Annotated in this window: 16 protein-coding genes and 1 pseudogene; 9 read left to right on the top strand and 8 right to left on the bottom strand. The window is 50.5% G+C overall.

All coding sequences use genetic code 11. From position 1 onward, the window contains the following. The first annotated feature begins 39 nt into the window (after positions 1-39). Entirely contained in the window at positions 40-2,892 is a 2,853-nt protein-coding gene (locus RAC89_RS26190; protein WP_306616678.1) for a cellulase N-terminal Ig-like domain-containing protein, read from the top strand. Here RAC89_RS26190 and RAC89_RS26185 read toward each other — a convergent pair. Next, on the bottom strand, positions 2,879-3,628 hold the full coding sequence (locus RAC89_RS26185) for a hypothetical protein (protein WP_306616677.1): 750 nt from the start codon (positions 3,626-3,628) through the stop codon (positions 2,879-2,881). The genes RAC89_RS26190 and RAC89_RS26185 overlap by 14 nt on opposite strands. Positions 3,629-3,982: 354 nt before the next feature. Then, a complete protein-coding gene (locus tag RAC89_RS26180; protein WP_306616676.1) occupies positions 3,983-4,669 on the bottom strand; it encodes a hypothetical protein in 687 nt (228 codons plus the stop codon). 320 nt (positions 4,670-4,989) lie between these two features. Between RAC89_RS26180 and RAC89_RS26175 the strand changes: the two genes are divergently transcribed. From RAC89_RS26175 to RAC89_RS26155, 5 genes are all read left to right on the top strand, one after another. Beyond that, positions 4,990-6,915 (top strand): GDSL-type esterase/lipase family protein, encoded by a 1,926-nt coding sequence (locus RAC89_RS26175; RefSeq protein WP_306616675.1) that lies wholly within the window; start codon positions 4,990-4,992, stop codon positions 6,913-6,915. Continuing rightward, complete coding sequence (locus RAC89_RS26170) at positions 6,915-7,847, top strand: pectinesterase family protein (RefSeq protein ID WP_306616674.1); 933 nt, start codon at positions 6,915-6,917, stop codon at positions 7,845-7,847. The genes RAC89_RS26175 and RAC89_RS26170 overlap by 1 nt, the downstream gene beginning before the upstream one ends. 122 nt (positions 7,848-7,969) lie before the next feature. After that, positions 7,970-8,626, top strand: coding sequence for a hypothetical protein (locus RAC89_RS26165; protein WP_306616673.1), 657 nt, complete (start codon positions 7,970-7,972; stop codon positions 8,624-8,626). Then, on the top strand, positions 8,619-10,325 hold the full coding sequence (locus RAC89_RS26160; RefSeq protein ID WP_306616672.1) for a GMC family oxidoreductase N-terminal domain-containing protein: 1,707 nt from the start codon (positions 8,619-8,621) through the stop codon (positions 10,323-10,325). Before RAC89_RS26165 ends, RAC89_RS26160 begins: the two co-directional genes overlap by 8 nt. A 48-nt stretch (positions 10,326-10,373) precedes the next feature. Further along, positions 10,374-10,901: a DUF3231 family protein gene (locus tag RAC89_RS26155; protein WP_306616671.1), complete on the top strand. Its 528-nt coding sequence runs from the start codon at positions 10,374-10,376 to the stop codon at positions 10,899-10,901. A gap of 123 nt (positions 10,902-11,024) precedes the next feature. Here the strand turns inward: RAC89_RS26155 and RAC89_RS26150 are convergent, their stop codons facing one another. From RAC89_RS26150 to RAC89_RS26130, 5 genes are all read right to left on the bottom strand, one after another. After that, entirely contained in the window at positions 11,025-11,288 is a 264-nt protein-coding gene (locus RAC89_RS26150; RefSeq protein ID WP_306616670.1) for a hypothetical protein, read from the bottom strand. A gap of 130 nt (positions 11,289-11,418) precedes the next feature. Continuing rightward, positions 11,419-12,417: a 4-hydroxythreonine-4-phosphate dehydrogenase PdxA gene (gene pdxA / locus RAC89_RS26145; protein ID WP_306616669.1), complete on the bottom strand. Its 999-nt coding sequence runs from the start codon at positions 12,415-12,417 to the stop codon at positions 11,419-11,421. Further along, on the bottom strand, positions 12,410-13,720 hold the full coding sequence (locus tag RAC89_RS26140; protein ID WP_306616668.1) for a four-carbon acid sugar kinase family protein: 1,311 nt from the start codon (positions 13,718-13,720) through the stop codon (positions 12,410-12,412). Before RAC89_RS26140 ends, pdxA begins: the two co-directional genes overlap by 8 nt. A 91-nt stretch (positions 13,721-13,811) precedes the next feature. After that, the gene (locus RAC89_RS26135; protein WP_306616667.1) at positions 13,812-14,771 is read right to left on the bottom strand and encodes a 2-keto-3-deoxygluconate permease; all 960 of its coding nucleotides are present in this window, start codon (positions 14,769-14,771) and stop codon (positions 13,812-13,814) included. A 127-nt stretch (positions 14,772-14,898) separates the two neighbouring features. Next, positions 14,899-16,656 carry a sigma-54-dependent Fis family transcriptional regulator gene (locus tag RAC89_RS26130; protein ID WP_306616666.1) on the bottom strand — a complete coding sequence of 586 codons (1,758 nt, stop codon included), beginning with the start codon at positions 16,654-16,656 and terminating at the stop codon, positions 14,899-14,901. Between the two features lie 216 nt (positions 16,657-16,872). Between RAC89_RS26130 and RAC89_RS26125 the strand changes: the two are divergent. The 3 genes and pseudogenes from RAC89_RS26125 to RAC89_RS26115 form a co-directional block, all read left to right on the top strand. Continuing rightward, positions 16,873-17,130 (top strand): annotated as a pseudogene (locus tag RAC89_RS26125) (hypothetical protein); the annotation flags it as partial. A gap of 51 nt (positions 17,131-17,181) precedes the next feature. Then, positions 17,182-17,916, top strand: coding sequence for a class I SAM-dependent methyltransferase (locus tag RAC89_RS26120; protein WP_306617798.1), 735 nt, complete (start codon positions 17,182-17,184; stop codon positions 17,914-17,916). Positions 17,917-18,171: 255 nt separating this feature from the next. Beyond that, positions 18,172-18,777: a pentapeptide repeat-containing protein gene (locus tag RAC89_RS26115; RefSeq protein WP_306616665.1), complete on the top strand. Its 606-nt coding sequence runs from the start codon at positions 18,172-18,174 to the stop codon at positions 18,775-18,777. A gap of 77 nt (positions 18,778-18,854) precedes the next feature. On the opposite strand, the gene RAC89_RS26110 is transcribed toward RAC89_RS26115, so the two are convergent. Continuing rightward, on the bottom strand, positions 18,855-20,366 hold the full coding sequence (locus RAC89_RS26110; RefSeq protein ID WP_306616664.1) for a sulfatase family protein: 1,512 nt from the start codon (positions 20,364-20,366) through the stop codon (positions 18,855-18,857). Between the last annotated feature and the right edge of the window lie 22 nt (positions 20,367-20,388).

The raw sequence follows: 20,388 nt of genomic DNA, 5'->3' as shown, positions 1-20,388 counted from the left end.
CCCGGTGGGGTCTTCTTCTTTTTAAGGGAGCTGAAAACATTGAATCCTACTTATTCGAAAGCGAATCTCGCGTTGAATCAATCGGTCGCGGCAAGCTCGTTTCAGAATCCTTACCTTCCTTCTAAGGCCGTTTCGGGGCTTATCTCGGAAGCGGAGCGGTGGCTCCCCAGCCGTCACCATGCAGGGCCTCATTGGTTTGTAGTCGAACTACAGCACGCGGGCTGGATCGGCTCCGCCGTGCTTCATTTCTGGCGAACGGGATCGCCGGATGATGGCGTCCGGTTTCAGCTGGAATACGAAGCAGGGGAGCAATGGCTTCCCATCCCCGGCGGCTTTCATTCCAGGGAATATAGTAAGCCTGTGACTCTGGAGTTTCATGAAGCTGTCTTCGCACGCAAAGTCCGAATCCTCTTCCGTGACGCCTGGCTCAGCTTATCCGAATTTCAGCTGTACCCTCCGGGGACAGCATATGAAGCGCCGAGAAGCTCCGGTGAACCCGTACTGGAGCAGGTACGCAAGAATGCGGATTTCGATCCGAACGTTAAGGTGCTGGTATCCCAGTTCGGGTATCATCCGGAGCATAAAAAGAAGGTAGTCTACCTATATGATGGTTCGACGAACGCGGACACCTTCGAGCTATTTGATGTAACAAAGAACAGGGTCGTGTACATGGGTCGCCTCAAGACGGTAGAGGACGATTTCGGCAGGGTACAGACGGGTGATTTCACAGATTGGACGGACGAAGGAGAATATTTCATTCGCATCGGAAACGATCGATCTTACCGGACGTTTCGCATTCAAACCGACCTGTGGGGAGAATACCAGAGGCTGATCGCCCTGCAGTATTTCGGCGCCAGACGTGTGGGTGAGGATAGCATTGTCGGGGATTACGGGGACACGATAGCGGTACGATGGGATGATGCCAAGTCCGCTGACGGCAGCTATCGATATATCGGGAAGGGCTTCGCTGACGGTGATGACCTGCGGCGATTCGCGAACGCCTCCCTTCTTGTCGCTCAATATTGCATGCTGAAGCATACCGAGCCATATTGGGATAGCTCCGATTGGATTTATGACCAGGTGCGATGGGGTCTTGACGGAGTTTTGTCCTTCTTGGGAAAGGACGGTCTCTTGAAGCACGGCCTGCACATTCGTACACCGGACATTCATTACGGCACCGACGGTCTGTTCGAAAGTGGAGATGAAGGGCTGCTGATCGATCCGATACGGGATCAAGAAGAGAATGCCTATGAATATAGCGTGATCAATGAAGAGGTGATTCACACGTCGCTGCTGCTGGGTCCGGCCGAAGCCTGCTTGCTGTACTATGACAAAGATCCTGAATTCTTCGAGCGGGTGAAGCAGCTTGTCATCCGGGGCTGCCGAAACATTCAACGGCGGTTCGGACCGTATCCGCACAAGTATTCCTTAAGTGCTTGGGCGTGGTTGAACGCGTTATTATACAGGATGACAGGTGAGGATCATTACCGTGAGACCGCGGTAGCGGAAGCGAATCGGTTTATCGGACTCCAAGTTACGGAATGGCATGGGGACGCTGAGGTTCAAGCGAAGGGCTGGTACCGGTATATCGCACATCCGGAGCTGGACCCATGGGCAGGTACGACGCCAAGATACGGCAAGTTCAGCGCTCTGGACAGTGAAACCCGAAGTCCGTGGGGAGAAAAGCCGGAGCAGGAGATTATGATCATTCCGTGGATCTATCAGGGGTTATTCCGGCTGCTCGATCTGTTCCCGGCTGCTCCGTCTGCGGAACGCTGGTCCGCATCCATCCAAGTCTACGTCCGGGACTACCTGCAGGCCATTTCTAAGCAAAATGTCTACGGACTTACGCCGATGAAGGTGGGCCGTAACGGCTTGATTCGTCAGAAGGGGACGCTCAGCTATCAATACCATGGGGAAATCGGCCGTATGTTCCATCAGCTTGCGAATGGAGCGTTGATGATGAAGGCGGGGAAACGATTTGGCGTTTCGTCATGGGTCGATGCCGGTTGGGAGCATGCTTATTATTTTACAGGAATGAATCCGCTTGGAGTCGGAGCCATCTATGGGCTATCCAGCAACATCCCTTCCCAGCAATATTTGCCCGACAGCGTCGGGAAGGCGTACCCGGGGGCTGTCTGTAACGGATTTAATTGCATCTCCGGCTCTAACGATCACCCCCAGTTTCAATATTGGGAGTTCTACGGCTACGCCAATCTGGCCAGCCTGTGGTTCGCTACCGAACTCGGCTGTTTCCGGGCAGCCTCCGGGCTGGAGTTATGGCCGCGGGAGCTTCGTGAAGCGCAGCATACATCGTCTCCGGATGAGCATCCTCGGCACCGCCTGCCGGTTCGCATGAAGGGAGGGTTCACTTACCGCTTTACGTCATGGGGCTTATCTGCGGATAAGGGTGATGCGGCACAAGAGTGGCTGGTAAACGGTGTGGTTGGAGGTACGGCTGAAGCAGGATGGATTACAGAGAAGGGAGCTTATACCGCGCCTGAGGTTTCCGAAGAAACGATTGTAACCGTAGCGGTCAGGCTTAAGGACGGCTCCGCTTACAGTGTAACCCGGGTGACGATTATGCCGGTTCCTTCGGGCGCTATAGAGCTTCACGCACACAGGCTTGCGGACGGTGCGATACAGCTTACGTGGAATACCGCTCACGGGAATGTGTCAGGGTATACGATCTGGATGCGCACTCCCGTGACGGAGAACGAGGCGGGAACGATTTTTGAACGCATCGGCTTTACGGGAGATAAGGCTGAAACGAACTTTAGGGTAGCATTCCCTTGCGCTCCGGGAACTCAATTTCAGGTAAGAGCGTATTACAGAAGCCAAGGGAAAAATTATGGATACGGACCTGAGTCCACTACGGTCACCTTGAAGTGACGGCAGGCGGACCTGCGGATAATCGATTACTGATGGCTTCCGCAATGATGTACACCAGTAGTGGAAATATAATATAGTACGCTGGATCCCAAGGTGCGTGAATTTCGAGTATTCCCGCAAGGACTAGTGCGATGGTTGCCGTTGAGTAAACGAGAATCAGCAAGGCGAATTTCAACCATCGCCGAATTCCCTTGAGCTTAACAAGCGCTACTACCGCGAGGGCGCCAAACAAATAATAAATCGAGGAGAATGCCGTTGTATCGCGGGCGACATCGCTATACCAACCGGGATGGTAGGTACGGTTCATAAAAAACATGATGGGGAGAATATGAAGGGTTCCCAGGATCGGACCAACGCACAAGATTAGGTATAACGAATGAATCCAGCCTTTTACAGGTCTTAGTAAGTGCGGGTATATTACTTTCGCAGCCGCAAAATAAAATATCAAACCGATGGAAGTGTATTGAATTCGCCACCATTTTAATGTATATATTTGCAGCTTCACGAAAAGCAGCTCTACAGCGGCGATCAATCCGATAATGAGAAAAATCCATACCCAGCGTAGACGGAAGGCGGAGATAAAGGTTGCGAGCGTTGGGATGATGAACATATTGGAGGTCAGCGCACCCATGTTACTGTCGTAGTGTTCGTTGTTTTTAAGCAAATGGGGATGATATTCGTAGCTTCCCCCAAAAATGTAAATGACCGTTTCGATGAGATAAGCCACCTGTACCATGATAAGGAACATAAAAATGCTCGGGTGCACACGTTTCTTGAAACATACAAAGATAAGAATGCATAGGCTTAAGAAACTTAAACCTAAATACCAATAGGATGAGTAACTCATGAAGGCTCGCCTTTCCCATGTTCTTATGGCATGCGGATGATAAAAATGGAAAAGCATATAATTATTATATTTGTTACATTTGATAAAATTATTCATTCGGATGGGGGAGGACCCGCTTGAGCTTTCACGGGCTCCAGATATTAACGCAGCATATACAGAAGCAAGCTTGCTCCCCTCAGGCTGGCATTAGCCTAACATGAGGCGGAGCTGCTTCATTTTTTGCCCATGACAATGATGAAACACTTAATCGTCGCCAACATTGTTCAACAGATATAAAAAGCCGGTGCTGTTAAGCGCATCCCAATCTTCCGTCTTGGCATGAGTTCCGAGTACGCGCTTCATCTCCTCAACGAACCTCGAGAGTTTTTGGATATTTTTCGAGTAATCCGAACCTTCCTCAGCCGGGGAGCTTTTCGGCGTTGTACCCATTTTTTTCACTTTTCCCTTCATGCTCTGCATCAAAAGAAGCAACCCTTTAAGTCCTTCAAGGCTCTTATCCTTCAGCGCTTCATTCTTGGCGTCCTGAATCGCAGCAAGCAGCACTCCTCCGAGGGTTAGTTCGAGGTCGGATTTCATAGATAAATATTTGGCATACCAATCCGTGAGATAGGAGGCTCCTGTGCACTCCTCCTCGTTCTCACTGCTCAGTAATCCGTCGATTTCGGACATGATCTTTGCAATTTCTATATCCGACATGTCCTGCAGCGTATCCGAGAATTGTTCGCGGAGGGAATCGATTTCTCGTGCGAGCTTCTGGTCTTCTGTTATCCCGGCAAGATCGTTATTTATTTCGCCTTCTTCTTCCGTTATCACCGTAGTACCACTCATTCCTTGATCGGAATGTACCAAATTCTCAATTTGGACAATTTGTTCCTCGCTCAGTCCCCCATGATTGCTCCCCGATTGTGTTTGGTTTAAGTCTGCTTCCATTACTATGGATGAAGACCCCTTGGATCGGTTGCCTGAAGCCATTCGCTGGAGCGGAAGTAGGACGAATATCGCTTGTGACTTTTCTTCCATTGCCTGCATGTCCATGAGATTTTAGCAAAAAATGCAAAGTTCGCTGATGAAACGGCAAGGATCGTAGTAGGTGAAGGTCAAGAATTCAGTTACTATAGATCTGGTAATGCGGATTAAGCAAAACTGCGGCATAATACATCGGTAAGCGAGGAATAGGCATGCGCACTGACTACAAATTTAATTTTACCAGCCTCTCCAAGGAGGGGTATATAGGTGTTCCTTTTGATGCAATGAAAGGTGTTCCCCTGTACGATGAGGCGGTGGGGTACGGGTTTATCCGAGAAACCTGTGCCTTACCCGCAAGAGAAGTACATACAGAGACCATTCGATCGGATGGAAATGGGTTTGTCATTTATGAACCTGAATTCTATACCGAAGAGGGCTTTGAGAAAGAAAACTATAATCATTACGGCATAGCCTTTCGGATTCAGGTCCCTCCAGGTGCTTATGAAATTATCGTAAGGACAACTTCGGATGTTTCCGACGCGTACGTTTCGGTTTCCGGTATGCAAGCCGGACGTATTCTGGAGGGCGGGCACTGGGATGCGGCCAAGCTGATTCCGGTCAAGTATCCGGCGGTGATGAGCGGGAATGAATGGTCTTATCGCTATTGTAACGGACGAGAGTACCTGGATATTGAAATCGAACCGAGGACAACAGGGGTGCCTGTCGGCTTGGAGGAAATTGTTCTTAGGCCGATATCCCCGGAGGTGCGGACCGAGGAGGAGGCCCCTACGATTTTCCTTCTGGGGGATTCTACTGTGAAGTCCTACACCTTCGAAGAAGCTCCGATGAGCGGCTGGGGCCAGGTTATTCCCAGGTTGTTCAATGAAAGCAAAGCGAAGGTCGTGAATTACTCCATGGGCGGACGGTCCTTCAGGAACGCTTATGCGGAGGGAAGATGGAACGATATTTTGCTGACAGGAAAAATAGGGGATTATGTGCTCATTCAGTTCGGGCATAACGATGAGAGAGAAGATGAGCATCGCCGGTTCGGCAGAGGCTCTACGGAAGACATGTACGAACGTTATCTTCTCGACTTGTATCTTCCTGCCATTCGTGCAAGAGGCATGATTCCGGTTCTCATTACTCCCATGTCAAGAATCAAGGGGAATGCTCAGCCGGGCCATAGGTATACCAACTCTTTTACTTCACGTAGATTTCCCGATGTGTTGAGAAGGATAGGTGCCGAAGCGGGCATTCCCGTGCTGGATCTGAATACGGCAAGCCTGGAGTACTATAACCAAATCGGGGTGGAGTCGACCACGGCTCTTTACATGTCGATTGAAGCGGGCGAAACCCCCGGTAAGACCAACGACGGCAGCTACGCGAACGGACACCCCGCACAGAAAATCGACGGTACGCACTATAAGGAGGCGCTTTCCAAGCAATTTGCCCGAATGGTTGTTACAGAACTGGCAAGCAAAGCGGCGGATGGCGATCCGACTGCCGGAGAGCTATATTCTTTTCTGAAAGAAGAAGTGAAGGGAGCCATTGAATCAAAGGGTTGGTCGGATATTTTTCCGGAAATGGCTTGCGACACGACATCGGGGGAAGGCTCGTATTATCGGAACCAAATTGAAAAACTGATCCAGCTGAATGTCCTGCATAAAGACGATCACGGCTGCTTCCAGCCGGAGCGGACGATACAGGTGAGCGAATTCGTTGATGCCTTAAGCAAGCTTATGGGCCTGAACCCTTCTTTTTGCACAGAGTACTCCCGTGGGGATTTAACCCGGGAAACCATGGGAGCAATACTGTATGACGCTTACCAGGCAAGATTCACAAGTAAGCCCGGGTATATGACGGACTATAACGGCCAAACACTTGGACCGGGCGATTCGGGCTATGATCCGAATCTGGATGCGGGCGTACAAGGAGTGCAATACGACCCCTTGGTTTCGTATGAGCAGCTAACAGATACCGACAGCATCCATCCTTCGTTGGCTGCCAAAGTCAAAGCGGCTTACCAACTTGGCCTCATCCGGTCCGAGAAAGGCATCGCCAGGGGAAGGATGATCAATGGCACCGAGCTTGAGCCGCAAACCAAGGTTACCCGTGCGAAAGCGGCTAAGGCACTCTATTTTATGTGGGTACTTGGACAGCCTGTCCATGCGGAGAATCATACGATGCCAATAAAGGAGGAAGCTCACTAATGACCGGAACGAAACGAATTGTCGTATCCCAAGACCGCAGGGGAGACTATGTCACGGTGTCCGAGGCTATTGAAGCCGTGCCGGAAAACAATCAGGAGCCGGTTGAGATTTACATCCGGAACGGGGTGTATAAGGAAGTGATCACGGTGCCGGCGAACAAACCGTTCATTTCCTTGATCGGAGAAAGCATGGAGCAAACAATCCTGACCTATGACAATTATGCAGGCAAAGAGAAGCGGGAAGGTGAAAATTACGGAACGACAGGAAGCGCCAGCGTGTTCCTGTACGGACATGATTTTTCTGCCCGAAACCTGACCATGGAAAATACATTTCGGAGAAGCGATGCTGTAACAAGCGGAACCCAAGCAGTGGCAGTATACGCGAGAGGAGAACGAATGAGCTTCCATAAGGTCCGGTTTCTTGGTCATCAGGATACGCTCTACGCTCATTCTGGCAGCCAATATTACTATCAATGTTACATTGAAGGGGATGTTGATTTTATTTTCGGCGGAGCTCGTGCGGTCTTCGAGGATTCGGATATCGTTTCCTTGAGCCGGGGCTCCGCAAGTAATAATGGGTACATAACAGCGGCCAGTACCCCGATCACGCAGCCCTATGGCTTTCTCATTGTCAATTGCCGTCTACAAAGTGATGCACCGGCGGGGACGGTTTATTTGGGTAGACCTTGGCATCCGGGAGGCGACCCCAATGCCATAGGTCAAGTCATTGTGAGGGATAGTGAGCTTGGAGCGCATATTCATGCTGCCGGCTGGACGGACATGTCAGGTTTCAAAGCGGAAGACGCCCGATTCTTTGAATATCGGAATACAGGCCCCGGAGCGCTGAAGACGGATACACGAGCGCAGTTATCCGATGAAGAGGCACTTAAGTACACACCACGGAAGGTGTTGGATTGGGAGCCGGCACGTTAGCATATTCCGTGGAACAGCCCGTCATTTTCGAACGGGCTGTTTGTCATCTATAACATATTCATTGCAATTCGACAATATATGTATACGTAGGGAAAGCATCCGGATTTTGGGTGGTGGATAAGATGCTGTCAGCGTATAGAAGTCATGATTTATGGAGGGTGTATACCCACAAAACCTTTCAAGCCTTAGTCGATGCGATCATTCCTCCCACGCTGCTCTATGGGGTGAAGGTTATCCCTGGGGCTGCCCAGCTTCAGATCGAGCTTTATGTTATCGATGAGCTGGATTCCTCCCAATTCATTCCGATCGATGCGGACCCCGCGAATAAGCCTCCTCCGTTATCATGGGCAACAGCGCACTTGCTTGATACCGGAGCCAATGAGCTAATCCATCGGGGACTGTCGCAGACCGGCTGGCCATCTTATCATTCCTCCTGGGGGAGCTTCGCTTCTCTGGACAGAATCGATAGGCTGAGGACACTGGACCTGATAGATCGTATTGAGCTGCCTGTCCAATGGTTAGTTCCTCCTTACCGGAACGATCCTGCTCTTATTCAAACGATGATGGATTCCTTGCATCAATTGACGATGTTCGGTTACTACTCCGAATGGGTTGGGTACGGAACGTCTCGCAGATTTCCTCCGACAGACCGCCGATTGGAGGGTTTTCCTCCTGGCTGGAGGGTTGCCGGCTACCCGGGCGTTTCGTTCGGCTACCGTGATTTGCGTGGATTTCTTTTAGAATACCCTCATGATAAAAGGGGAATGCCGAATGAATGATCCGGATGTAATCGTCATCGGCTCCGGCGGCGGCGGAGCTGTCATAGCCAAGGAGCTGGGGGAGAAGGGCTTACGTGTCCTGGTGCTGGAGGCCGGTCCCTGGTACGGAAATGCGAGATGGCCTGAGCCAAACGAGGAACGAGGAGGGCTCGTCAGTTCCGACGCGACAGATTTGAATATCTCTCTTTTCAAAGAGCAATACACCAAGTACGAAGATGATATGAACAATCTGATCATGGGGAAGCTTCGCTGGGGGCCAGCGGATCGAAGCCGCGCTCCTTGGCATAGGAATATAAGGCAAAGAGGATTTATATGGCAAAACTCGGGGGTGGGAGGGACGACACAATCTTATCTTGCGAATAGTCCCCGTGCTTTCCCTATAAGTGTCGACGGCGTTTGGCCGATCTCTTATCGCGAGCTGATTCCGTATTATGAGAAGGTCGAAGCGACGTTACCTGTAGAATTCGCGCCTTCAACCTCTAAGGAAGAATTGTTTTATTACGGAGCCAGAAAAGCAGGCTGGCAGCTCATCCCTACGTTAAATGTGACGAGTCCCGGTTATCGCCCGCAGCCGAATGCAATTCTGCGGCCTAACAGAAATCTGACCCATCCTGACTATTCGCTGGAGCAGCTGTCATGGATGCCGGGGTGTACGCTTGCCGGACATTGTATTAACGGCTGTCCGCATGGGCCGTCGGTAGATAAAATCGCAAAACGATCAACCAATGTGAGCTATGTACCGCTGGCCTTGCAAACGGGCCGCGTAGCCATCCGTCCTAATACGTTCGTAACCCGCATATTAACGGAGAAGGGTTCCTCCGAGGATTTACGAGCCGTAGGCGTAAATGCACGCGATACGTGGACCGGCGAAATGGTGGAGCTTCGAGCTAAAGCCGTCGTTATGGCTGCGGGCGCAATCGAAAGTCCCAGGCTTTGGCTGAATTCCGGCTTACCCGGCAACCCTTGGGTGGGGAGAGGGATGGTAAACCATTATTTTGACTGGGTGACCGGTATGTTCGATGAAAAAGTATTGCTATCCATATTGGGGAGTCCGGATTGCAATCCTTTCGTTGGACATTCCTCCGGAGGAAGACTGGATTACCCCGGCTTAGGTTCCATCATCGTAACCGGGCTTAGTCCCGGGCTGACCGCTTCTATGACCTTTGGACTGAGTCAAGCGGGATACAGCGCTTTCTCCAATCCTCTAGCAGAAATAACTCCCTATGCCCAAGGTCGTATCGCAGGACCAGAGCTTCAGCGCTGGATGGAAAACTACCGTAGAACGCTCACGCTCGTCATCTTTGCCGAGGATGAAGTGGAATACCGTAACGGGGTTACACTGGACCCTGTTCTGAAAGATGAGCATGGCCCCATTCCGAGAGTTTCTTATTTACCAGGGGAACAAGGCAGGAGAAACCGCGACAAGCTGGTAGCCATTGCGGTAGAGATTCTTCGGAAAGCCGGTGCTTCCAAGGTGCTCCGTACGGATTTGCCGGCTGCCCTCATGATCCATATCGAAAGCACAATGAGAATGGGGTTTGTCGTGGATGAAGCCTGTGAAGCGTACCAGGTGAAGCGCTTATTTATAGCAGATAACAGTGTTCATGTAAATGGGATCGGAGGCGCCAATCCTACGCTGACGACACAAGCCCTGGCTACGCGAGCCGCCGAAAAGCTGATGGAGAGATATTTTGGTTAAAAAGGAGGAAATGACGACATAATAAAAATAAAAAAGGTAGTGTAGGCAATGAATATTCTAGAGCTGATTGCGGATTCCGTTAAGCCTTTTCTGGATGGCGAGAAGCCTCCGTTACATGTCGGGGAAGTCATGAATTTGTGGTTTTATTTAAGTGCCACGGAGGAGACCATGCATGGGGAGCAGGTTTCATACAATACCGTTCAGGATCCCGAGCTGAAGGAGAAGCTGAAAGAGGTGATTGAGTCGGTTCATAAACCGATTCAAGAGGAGCTGATTCAATTCCTGCAAGCGGAAGGGATCCCTTTGCCCAAGGACTCCCATACGAAGCCTCTTGGAGATTTTCGCAGCATTCCGGAAGGCTCCAAGCTGTCTGATGAGGAAATGGCCAATTTACTCAGCTTCAATATAGTGCTGGGGATCAACTATGCTTGTCGGGGGATGACGGAAGCCGTACGTCCGGATATCGCCGCCATGTTCGCCAGATACCAAATGAAAAAAATGGCCTTTGCGATCCCATTCAGGCAATTATTAGCGCAAAAGGGATGGTTGAAGGTCCCGCCTTATTACAAGCCTTGAACGCCGGCTGAGCCCTTTCTCTTCCGAAACGGAAGCAGGAGGGGCTTATTTAGGCTTCGCTGAAGATAGGAAAGGAGGGCCCGATGAAAAGCCCTCCTTTTGCTGCAATCCAGCACCTTGTTATTACGTTGTGACTTGATAACCATGAACCAGGTGCCCCAGCTCCTGCTTTACTTGAATTGCTTCTTCACTGCTTTCTTGATTGTCAACATACTGAGCAACGGCGGAGTAAATGCTTTGCAGCTCCGAACGGTAATCCGCGGCAGCGCCGTTATCCGTTCTGGACATCCGACCGATCAAATCGGAGGTTTTCTCCCTAGTATCGTCAGGAATGCCGAGCAAATTTTGCACTTTGGTCAGTGTTTGCATGAGATCGCCTGTATTCATCTTTGTTCTTACCTTCCTTAGTAAAGTGAAAGTGTCACCTTCTATAAAGTTCCAAAGTGATCCTGAAATTATTCACATTATCCAAGTTGTGGGGAGAAGGAGGCTCAGAATGAGCCTTTTCTTGCCGGATTTACTGTTCGCGCTTTGGTGCAAGCTCAATGGCTTGTCTAAGAGCTTCCTTCAGGCTTTGCTCATCCGCGATTCCCTTGCCAGCAATATCAAATGCCGTTCCATGGTCGACACTGGTGCGGATGATCGGCAGGCCGACCGTGATATTGACGCCGGCCTCCAGCCCCAAGACCTTGATAGGACCGTGTCCCTGATCGTGGTACATGGCGACAACGATATCGAAATCACCGCGCGTTGCCCGGAAAAATAACGTATCGGCCGGCAGAGGGCCGAACGCCTGAATGCCTTCCTCCTGCGCCCGCTTTACGCCGGGAATAACCTTCTCCTCTTCTTCGCCATAGCCGAAGAGGCCGTTCTCGCCGGCATGCGGATTAATCCCGCAAACCGCGATTTTCGGCGCGGCATATCCGGCCTTTTGGAGCGTTTCGTGCGCCATGCGAATGACTTTATAGACCCGCTCGGGATTGATCATGCGTACGGCGTCAATGATGCCTACATGCGTAGTTACATGGATGACCTTCAGCTTAGGAGCGGACAGCATCATGGAGAAATCCTCAGTACCGGTTAATTCAGCCAAAATCTCCGTATGACCGGGATAAATATGTCCGCCTTTATGAAGGGCTTCTTTGTTCAGCGGAGCCGTGCAAATGGCGTCGATGGCTCCCGCGTTAGCCAGCTCGATCGCTTTCTTCAAATAACTGAAAGCCGCGTGGCCCGCCTCAGCGGATACTTGACCGATGGGAAGATCGGCCGATACAAGCCCCTGGTCCAAACAGTCCACCGTTCCCGGCTGAAATTGCGCTTCAGATAAAGAGGCGATCTTATGAATACGCAGACCGGTGCGAACGAATTGATCCGCGCGCTCCAAAATGACGGCGTCGCCGATAACGAACGGCTTGCAGCTCTCGTACAGCTGTGCATCCTTCAGCGATTTCATAATAATTTCAGGTCCGACGCCTGCCGGATCTCCCATGGTAATGCCAATAATCGGTTTATTCATTGGTTGGCTCTCCCTTCAGCGCATGCTTGGCATGCAGTAAGCTGTTTTCATTTCCAAAGGCTCCTGCTTTCGTGACCACCAAGAGGGGATTCGCACCGATCAGCCTCCCTAACGGGATACCGGGCTCCACTTCTTGTATCAGTTGAATGCCGGATACGCTCAGCTGTTTGCAAACGCCTTTCGCCGTATCTCCTCCGGTCAAAATCACACCTTGCAGCTTGGCCTCTTGTATCAATCGGGAAGCGACTTGACCGAGCAGGGAAGCAATCCGGTTGGAAACGTCGGTGGAGGTCATGCCTCGGGCAGCCCCTGCTTCCTGGGACAATCGAACATCCTCCGGTGAAGAGCTGGCATATAGAGAGGCATCGGAGCCGGAGGATAAAACGGCCGTCAGCTCAGCAAAGCAACGGTCCATTTCCTCCTTAGCCCCGTCTTCTGAAGCCACACCCTTGACCGTGTTGAATTCGACGCCGTTCACCGTGGGGTCTTGATTGAAAACGGCGACCTGAGCCCGTGTCACTGTGGAGATACTCCCTGCTACAAGCAGTACAGGATGACCGGAAGCAGGGGGAGCTTCCGAACGGACAGAGCCTACGGGTAAAGAAAGTGCTTCGGGCAAATAGTCGGTAAGACCTGCGGAGCCTGCCCACAGAAGGCGGTATCCGCTCGATGAGAGTTGATCGGCAATCAGCTTCATATCATCTTCGGTTTCTGCGTCGAATACGATAAGCTCCGTCTCTTCCTGGAGAAGCTTCCTAATGGCAAAAGTAAAGGCTTCCGCTCCGGCACGGAGCGTTTCCAGACGGATCAGTCCCACCTTGCGTCTCGATTGACTGGAGAAAAGCTTCACCAGATCCGACTCCAAAACAGGACACTTCGGATCATTCGCAATCTCCGTCCGGTGAACGGGCACACCGTTCAGGTGGTGAACGCCCTGTAAGGTCGTACGGCCAATCCTCGGAAAGGCAGGGGCAATAACGGCAAAATCAAATGGTATTTCATCCATCACAGCGTCGATTTCAATACCCAGATTTCCTCGTAGCGTTGAATCCATTTTTTTGTAAATATGCTGGAACCCGAGCTGTTTGACTTGGGCCGCGGCTTCCTTCACGCGGCGGTAAGCCGTCTCCCGCGCAACGGAACGGCTATCGGTATCGATTACTACAGCCTCCACACCGGATCCATCGGCTGAAAAATGAGATAAATCAAAGATGACCTGCGTGGCAAGGCCTTTTCTGGCAAGCTGCACACCGGAGTCGGAGGCTCCGGTCAAGTCGTCGGCGATGATAGCCATATGTTTCATAAATAGGACTCCTCCCATCCAAATCTAGTTTTACAGGGCGTGGAAAGGTCCCGGAAACGAATGCTCCGGGACGAACCCAAGTCGATGTCAACTATCCGATTTGACTTTTGACTCCTATTTTCTTTGCATACCAAGCGGTGACAATCGGTACAAGAATGGCGGTTACGATAACACAAGAAGCAACCAATGCGGTAGCGGAAGGAACGAGCGGAGCATAAGCGGCATTCGCCGCAGCTACAGCTGCTGGTACTCCGGCAGCATTACCTGCAGTGGATGCAGCGGAAATACCGGCAATTCCGTTGCCGCCGATGAGACGGTCCGTCAGCACCAGTGTAAGACCTGTTATTAGAACGACTCCGGCACCAAGCAGAATGCCCAAGAAGCCTGCTTTCCAGACGGTTTGCAGATTCAGACCTGCACCGAGCGCGAACGCAAAGAACGGAACCAGTACCGGAACGGCTTTGCCGAGAAACTCACGCATGTCCTTATCCAGGTTGCCGAGGATCATCCCTACAATCAGCGGCAATATGGCGCCGACGAAGGTTTGCCAAGGGAAGGCGGCAAGTCCGGCAATACCGAGTGAAATCATGGTGAAGAAAGGACCTGATTCCAAGCTCATCACGGAGTAGGCGCCGACATCCTCTTTCTTACCGAACTGCCCCATAAGCGCCATGTACAGCCCGCCGTTGGTATCGTTCATCGCTGCGACGATGGCAAGCACGGACAAGCCTGCGAAGAAGCCCTCGCTGATCATGCCGTTGCCCAGGAATTGAGCGGCAATAAAGCCGACGATGATCGCCGTAACAATCTTGGTGGCGAGAAGGGTTCCCCCTTTTTTTAAGATATAAGGGGTTGCCTTGAAATTAATCGTAGATCCCATACACACGTAGAACACCGCCAAAATCGGCAATGAGCCCGTCATCAGCGCTCCGGTAAAGGAGCCGAAGGTTTTCCCCATATTAGGGAACAATGTGGTAATGATCGCTCCGATAATGAGCGGTACAATCATCATGCCGCCGGGAATTTTCTCAATGGATGCTTTAATTCTCATGGTGTATCCTCCTAGAATAATAGATTGCTCTTAAACGATAATATTGCAAAATGCAACAGTGTTTAGATGTCTTCTCGGCTTCTTTATTATAAAACGGCTTTCATAAAAGGATCAATACTACATGTGTTTAATAATGCAACACATTTTTGAGTTTTCTCCATAGCGTGGACCGATTGATTCCTAATCGCTGTGCCGTCCGCGACTGGTTCATCCCTTCCTTTTGAAGGATGGCGAGTAAAATTCTTTGTTCAATTTCTTCCCAAGTCCCGGACAGGTTCAGGGTCGCGGTATGCCGCGCCGCCTCGGTCCGGAGCGTCTCCTTCAGCTGAAGCCAGCCCTTCTCGGCTTCCTCCATGCCGATGTAATGGCCGACGGTTGCCGAGAGCATGTGCTCTAGCACCAGCTTTAATTGTTGAATATTTCCTGGCCATAGCTTATTCATAAGTTGATCTTCTAATACATCCCTGCGAATTCCAACGATTTGCCGCCCAAACCGGGAATTATAGTTTGCGATCAGCACGCGGGCGATATCATCGATATCCTCCAACCGTTCCCGCAGCGGCGGCAGATACAGGCTGGTTTCATTGAAGATATCGGCCAAATCGGGACTTAGCAGCTCCTTTTTAAGCAATTGCTTGATGGGCAGCAACGCCGTGACGATGAACCGGGCTTGGAGACCGGAACGGATGGCTGCAAGCAGCTTGCCCTGAAGTTCTTGACTCGTCTCTTCTATATGGGTGAGGCAGACGGTACCCGCAAAGTCCTTGTCCAAAAGTCCGGGGTACGAAGCATTGCCGAACAGAAGCGCATCTAGCTCCTGATCATTCAGCTGATGGCATGGGATCATGTATAAGGGCTCATTCCGACGGCTGCTCGCCGAATGAATCGCTTGAGCCAGTAAGGCTTTGCCTGTACCGGCCTCGCCTCCAATCCAAACAGGACTATCGCCGGTTGCCAGCTCCTGGGCACGGGACACCACCTTGCGAATCACGCTGCTCGATCCCATCACCTGAGTGAAGGCTGCGATGCGTTCTGTGACCTCGTAGGAAGCAAGTGCGGGATTCACTCCGCTCTGCTCGATGGGATACATATACACCAAATAGCGGAAGCCAAGCTCACCTTGTTCGGCGGGAGCGACCATCTCAATATGCATCCCTCTCCGCTGAAGGCGTTTGGACGGCACCGGTTCACCGGATGCTCCCATACGGTTCAAATCATCGATATATTTATTCCACGCGGGATCTATCCCGGACAGCTTCATGCCCCGGATAACGCTTTGGTCATAGCCGAGCAAGGCGGATGCCGCCGCGTTGGCATATTGAATTTCGCCTTGATCGTCGATGGCGAGCACTCCGGTCCGGTGATTACCGAGAATCAGCTCATACAATCGTTCATTTTCCTGCGCCTTGTTGACGACATCGTACATTCGCCTGACCTCGGCCAACGCTTCAAGAATGGATTCTCTCCCGGATGTAATAAGAATGCCGTTATAGCCCATCTCTTCGGCCGTATTTACCGTCACCACATCGCCGAGGACGATCTGAGCACCGTGCCCGAACGCCTGCTCCAGCGCATTTCTTACTTCGCCGGCATGCTCTACGGAATAGATGGGAATATCAAAATCGAGCAGACTGGACACTTCCGCTACACCGCGGCAAATGTTCGGGAAACCGATGATAGCAACCCTGCTGTTGGAATGCTTCACTAACGTGAGCACGCGCAAAATATCATAGCCGGAAACCGGAATGTCCACTACCGGCGTAGAGACATGGCTGCGGATCAGGGTAGAGGTTCCCCCGCGGCTCAGGATCACGTCGTAGCGATCTCCTTTGGTACTCATCACGATAGGTAATGCGTTCTGCAGATCGGCGACTTCTATATTCATTTCGATGCGAGGATCATCCTTTACTATCGTTTCCAGCAGTTCTTTCAATCCGGGGTATGGTGCAATTGCCAACACTTTAATTTTCAATCGATTCACCTAGCTCTGATATAGAATTATCTGTTGCAAAATGGAACAATCCTCTTTATTATACAGCAAGCACTTATTTTTAAGTAAAGGAAACTATATACGAATAGTCCTCTCCAGCGGACACGGTGTGGACGCATTCGCACAACGAAACTAGATGAAGAAATCGGCTCTCACCTGTCTAGTTCCAACGCGTTTTGACCGGATTCCTGGCGTGCGTTCAGTTCCTATGCGAATCTAAAGGAATTGGCACATTACCGCTATCTGGACAGCAAGGAGTTTGAAAACACAACCGCGAATAAGAAGAATATGTTAGTATGTTCGTGCCTGTTTTCTGTGAAGGATACTAAATTTGATTATACAAGTGTTTCACCTAGTAAGTGGATTTAGAGTGTATCATAATGAATATGGAATACGAACCATGTAAGGGGTGTCTGAATGATGAAGCAAAACAAGTATGATGATGTGAATTTTTATTCGGCGTATGAAAAAATGCCACGTTCAGTGAAAGGTCTAGAAGGCGCAGGGGAATGGCATATATTGCAAGCCTTATTACCAGATTTGCGAAATAAGAGTGTCCTGGATTTGGGTTGCGGTTTTGGGTGGCATTGCCGATATGCCCGTGAGCAGCAAGCAAGTTCAGTGGTCGGAGTAGACATATCCGAGAAAATGCTTAAAAAAGCCCGTGAATTGACGGATGACCCTTTGATTACGTTTATCAGATTGCCGATTGAAGACATCAATTTTTCAGAAGCACAATTTGACGTAGTTATCAGTTCATTAGCCTTTCACTATATTGAGTCTTTTGAAGCTATCTGCAACAAGGTATATAGTTGCCTAAAAGCTAAAGGTGTATTTATATTTTCCGTTGAACATCCAATTTTTACCTCCCGAGCCGAACAAGATTGGTATTATGATGACCAAAGAAATCGTATGCATTGGGCGGTCGATACCTACCAAAATGAGGGGGTTCGTGAAACATCATTTCTAACTGATAATGTGATAAAATATCACCGAACGTTCTCAACGTATATTAATAACTTAATTAACGCAGGTTTCAGTATTAGAGCGGTGAAAGAACCAATTCCTTCCGAGGAAATGCTGCAAAATATTCCTGAAATGAAGGATGAATTGCGAAGACCCATGTTTTTAATTATATCTGCCGAAAAGCTCTGAGCCAAACCATCAGTAAGCAGCACGCGACACTCTTCCGATTTTATGGAACTCTAGCGGGGAACTTTAGCTGAATAAACCGCCTAAAAGGGCGGTTTTTCTTTTGGCTGAACATCAACATTAAAATATAACATAGCCAAGTGAAAATTAATTTCTTGACAACCTACCTAGTTTATGCAGGTTCTTGACAGGAGTATGGTATAGTAATCAATATCTTTCCTTTCCGGAGAACATCAGGGGATCAAAGGAGGCATTCATTTGTATCAGTACCAGAGCCAAACGTACGATAGGGCGGATTTCAGCGGGCGTGATCTGCGCCTTGGCGAGCTGTCCCATTGCATCTTCCAGCAGTGCAGCTTCACGAACGCTCTTATGGAAGAAATGACTACGACCAGCTGCCGCTTCATCGAGTGTGACTTTAGAGGTGCGCTTCTGAACGCTTCGATTCATACGGAGACGGCCTTTGAAAACTGTAATTTTACCGGAGCCAATGTATTCGTTTCCCGATTTACCGATTGTAAAATGACCGGATCGGATTTTTCCTCTGCCCAGCTGGACGGCATTACGTTAGTACGAGGGGATTGGTCCTACACGAATTTACGTCATGCCCGGTTAAACAAGCAGGATCTGCGGGAAGTCCGCTTTTATGAGGCCGATTTGTCGGATGCCGTACTTGAGAAGGCAGATCTGAGGGGGAGCGACCTAACACGGGTTTTGATGAACAGAACGAAGCTGGCAGGAGCCGATTTGCGCGGGGCGATCCTGGAAGGCGTTGACTTGAAATCGCTGGATGTCAAGGGCGTCCGTGTGGACCGCGAGCAGGCCATCTTGTTTTTGCGCTCCTATGGGGCAAAAATCGACTAAGAAATGGAAAAAGCTGCAGTCCGCCTGAAATTGACGGTGCTGCAGCTTTCGTATGTGCTTGAAGCCGGTATCCTAAGTTAAGCGTGCCAAATTCGCGGCATCGGCAGAGGCTCCTTGCCGAGCTCGGCCCATATATATTTGAGCAGCAGCTCCGCTTTCAAGCCCGCCGAAGCCGGATCGTCCCAAAGGTTGTTGATTTCACCGGGATCCTCTTGCAAATCGAACAATTCCCCATACGTTTGGTTGTAATAAACGGTTATTTTGTAGCGCCGATCGACATAGGTTTTTTGATGAATGGTCGTCGCTTCATGGCGGAATTCACAAATCGCGTGGTCTCTCGCCTGACTTTTCTGTCCAAGCCAAACCTCGCTTTGGTCGACTCCGGTCATTCCGTGCGGAATCGGCAAGCCGCACAGCGAGAGGAAGGTAGGAGCCAAATCTACCAAGGATTGAATCGCATCCGACTGTGCTCCGGCCGGAACCTTGCCCGGGTATCGCACGATAAAAGGAATTTTAATCAAATCCTCGTAATGGAAGCCCCCTTTATGCTGCAGACCGTGCTGTCCGAAGAAATGACCGTGATCCGTTGAGAAGACAACGATAGTATTCTCAGCCAATCCAAGCTCATCCAGCTTATCGAGAATGCGGCCGATATATTTATCCATACAGCTGATCATGCCGTAATAGGTTGCGACAATCTGTTTACGCTCCGACTCCGGCAGCCTCGTATGAGAGTGATAGCCGTGGACGCCGTAACCGCTTTCCTTAAGATAGGAGAAATCCGGTTTGTCAAGCTGCGTCATTCCGAAATGCGGGGGATTCTTCTCATGCTCCCCGGGTGTTACACGAGGGATCGTCAGCTTGTCGGGATCGTACATCGTATCCCACGGCTCCGGTACCAGGTAATCGGGGTGCGGATCGAAAAAGCTTGACCACAAGAAGAAGCTTTCTCCGTTCTCTCGGTACTCCTCCAATAACGCGTTGGTTCGCTCGGCAATCCAAGTGTTATAGTGAAACTCTTCCGGAATAGGCCATTTGTGTCGTATCGAAGGATCCATTGTCCCGGTCGGCGCAAGGAAATAGTCTCTCCAATTACTGCAGCCCTTTTCCTCCATCCATAACGCATAATGCTGGCCTACGTGGGCTTCATTCGTGTGATTGCGTGCCAATTCCACATGATCGAAGCCATAGAAGGGAGCCTCGAAGTCGCGCCAAAATTCCAAATCCTGAAGTATCGGATAAGACTCCAGCGAAGGATATTCCTCCGTTCCCCGCAAAGGTTGAAAATGTGCCTTGCCCACCAGCCCCGTTCGATAGCCGGCTTTCATGAAGTCCTCGCCGACCGTATGCCGGTCCTCCAGCAGCTTTGTCCCTAACGTCCATGCTCCATGCTGACTCGGATACATCCCTGTGACGATGGATGCGCGAGTAGGGGTACAGGTGGGGTTAGGGCAGTAGGCCCGGGTGAAGGTGGTTCCTTCCCGTACAAGACGATCCAGGCTTGGAGTGGATAGCTCGGGATGAAATGCACCAATCGTATTCCAGTGCTGCTGGTCACTAGTGATTAGCAGAATGTTGGGTTTTGTCAAAGGATACAGCCTCCTTTCATGT

This window comes from Paenibacillus sp. GD4 (genome assembly GCF_030846225.1).
GTDB classification, from domain to species: Bacteria; Bacillota; Bacilli; order Paenibacillales; family NBRC-103111; genus Paenibacillus_G; species Paenibacillus_G silviterrae.
The sequence above is the reverse complement of the archived record's forward strand: the minus strand, read 5'-3'. Positions and strand labels throughout refer to the sequence as shown.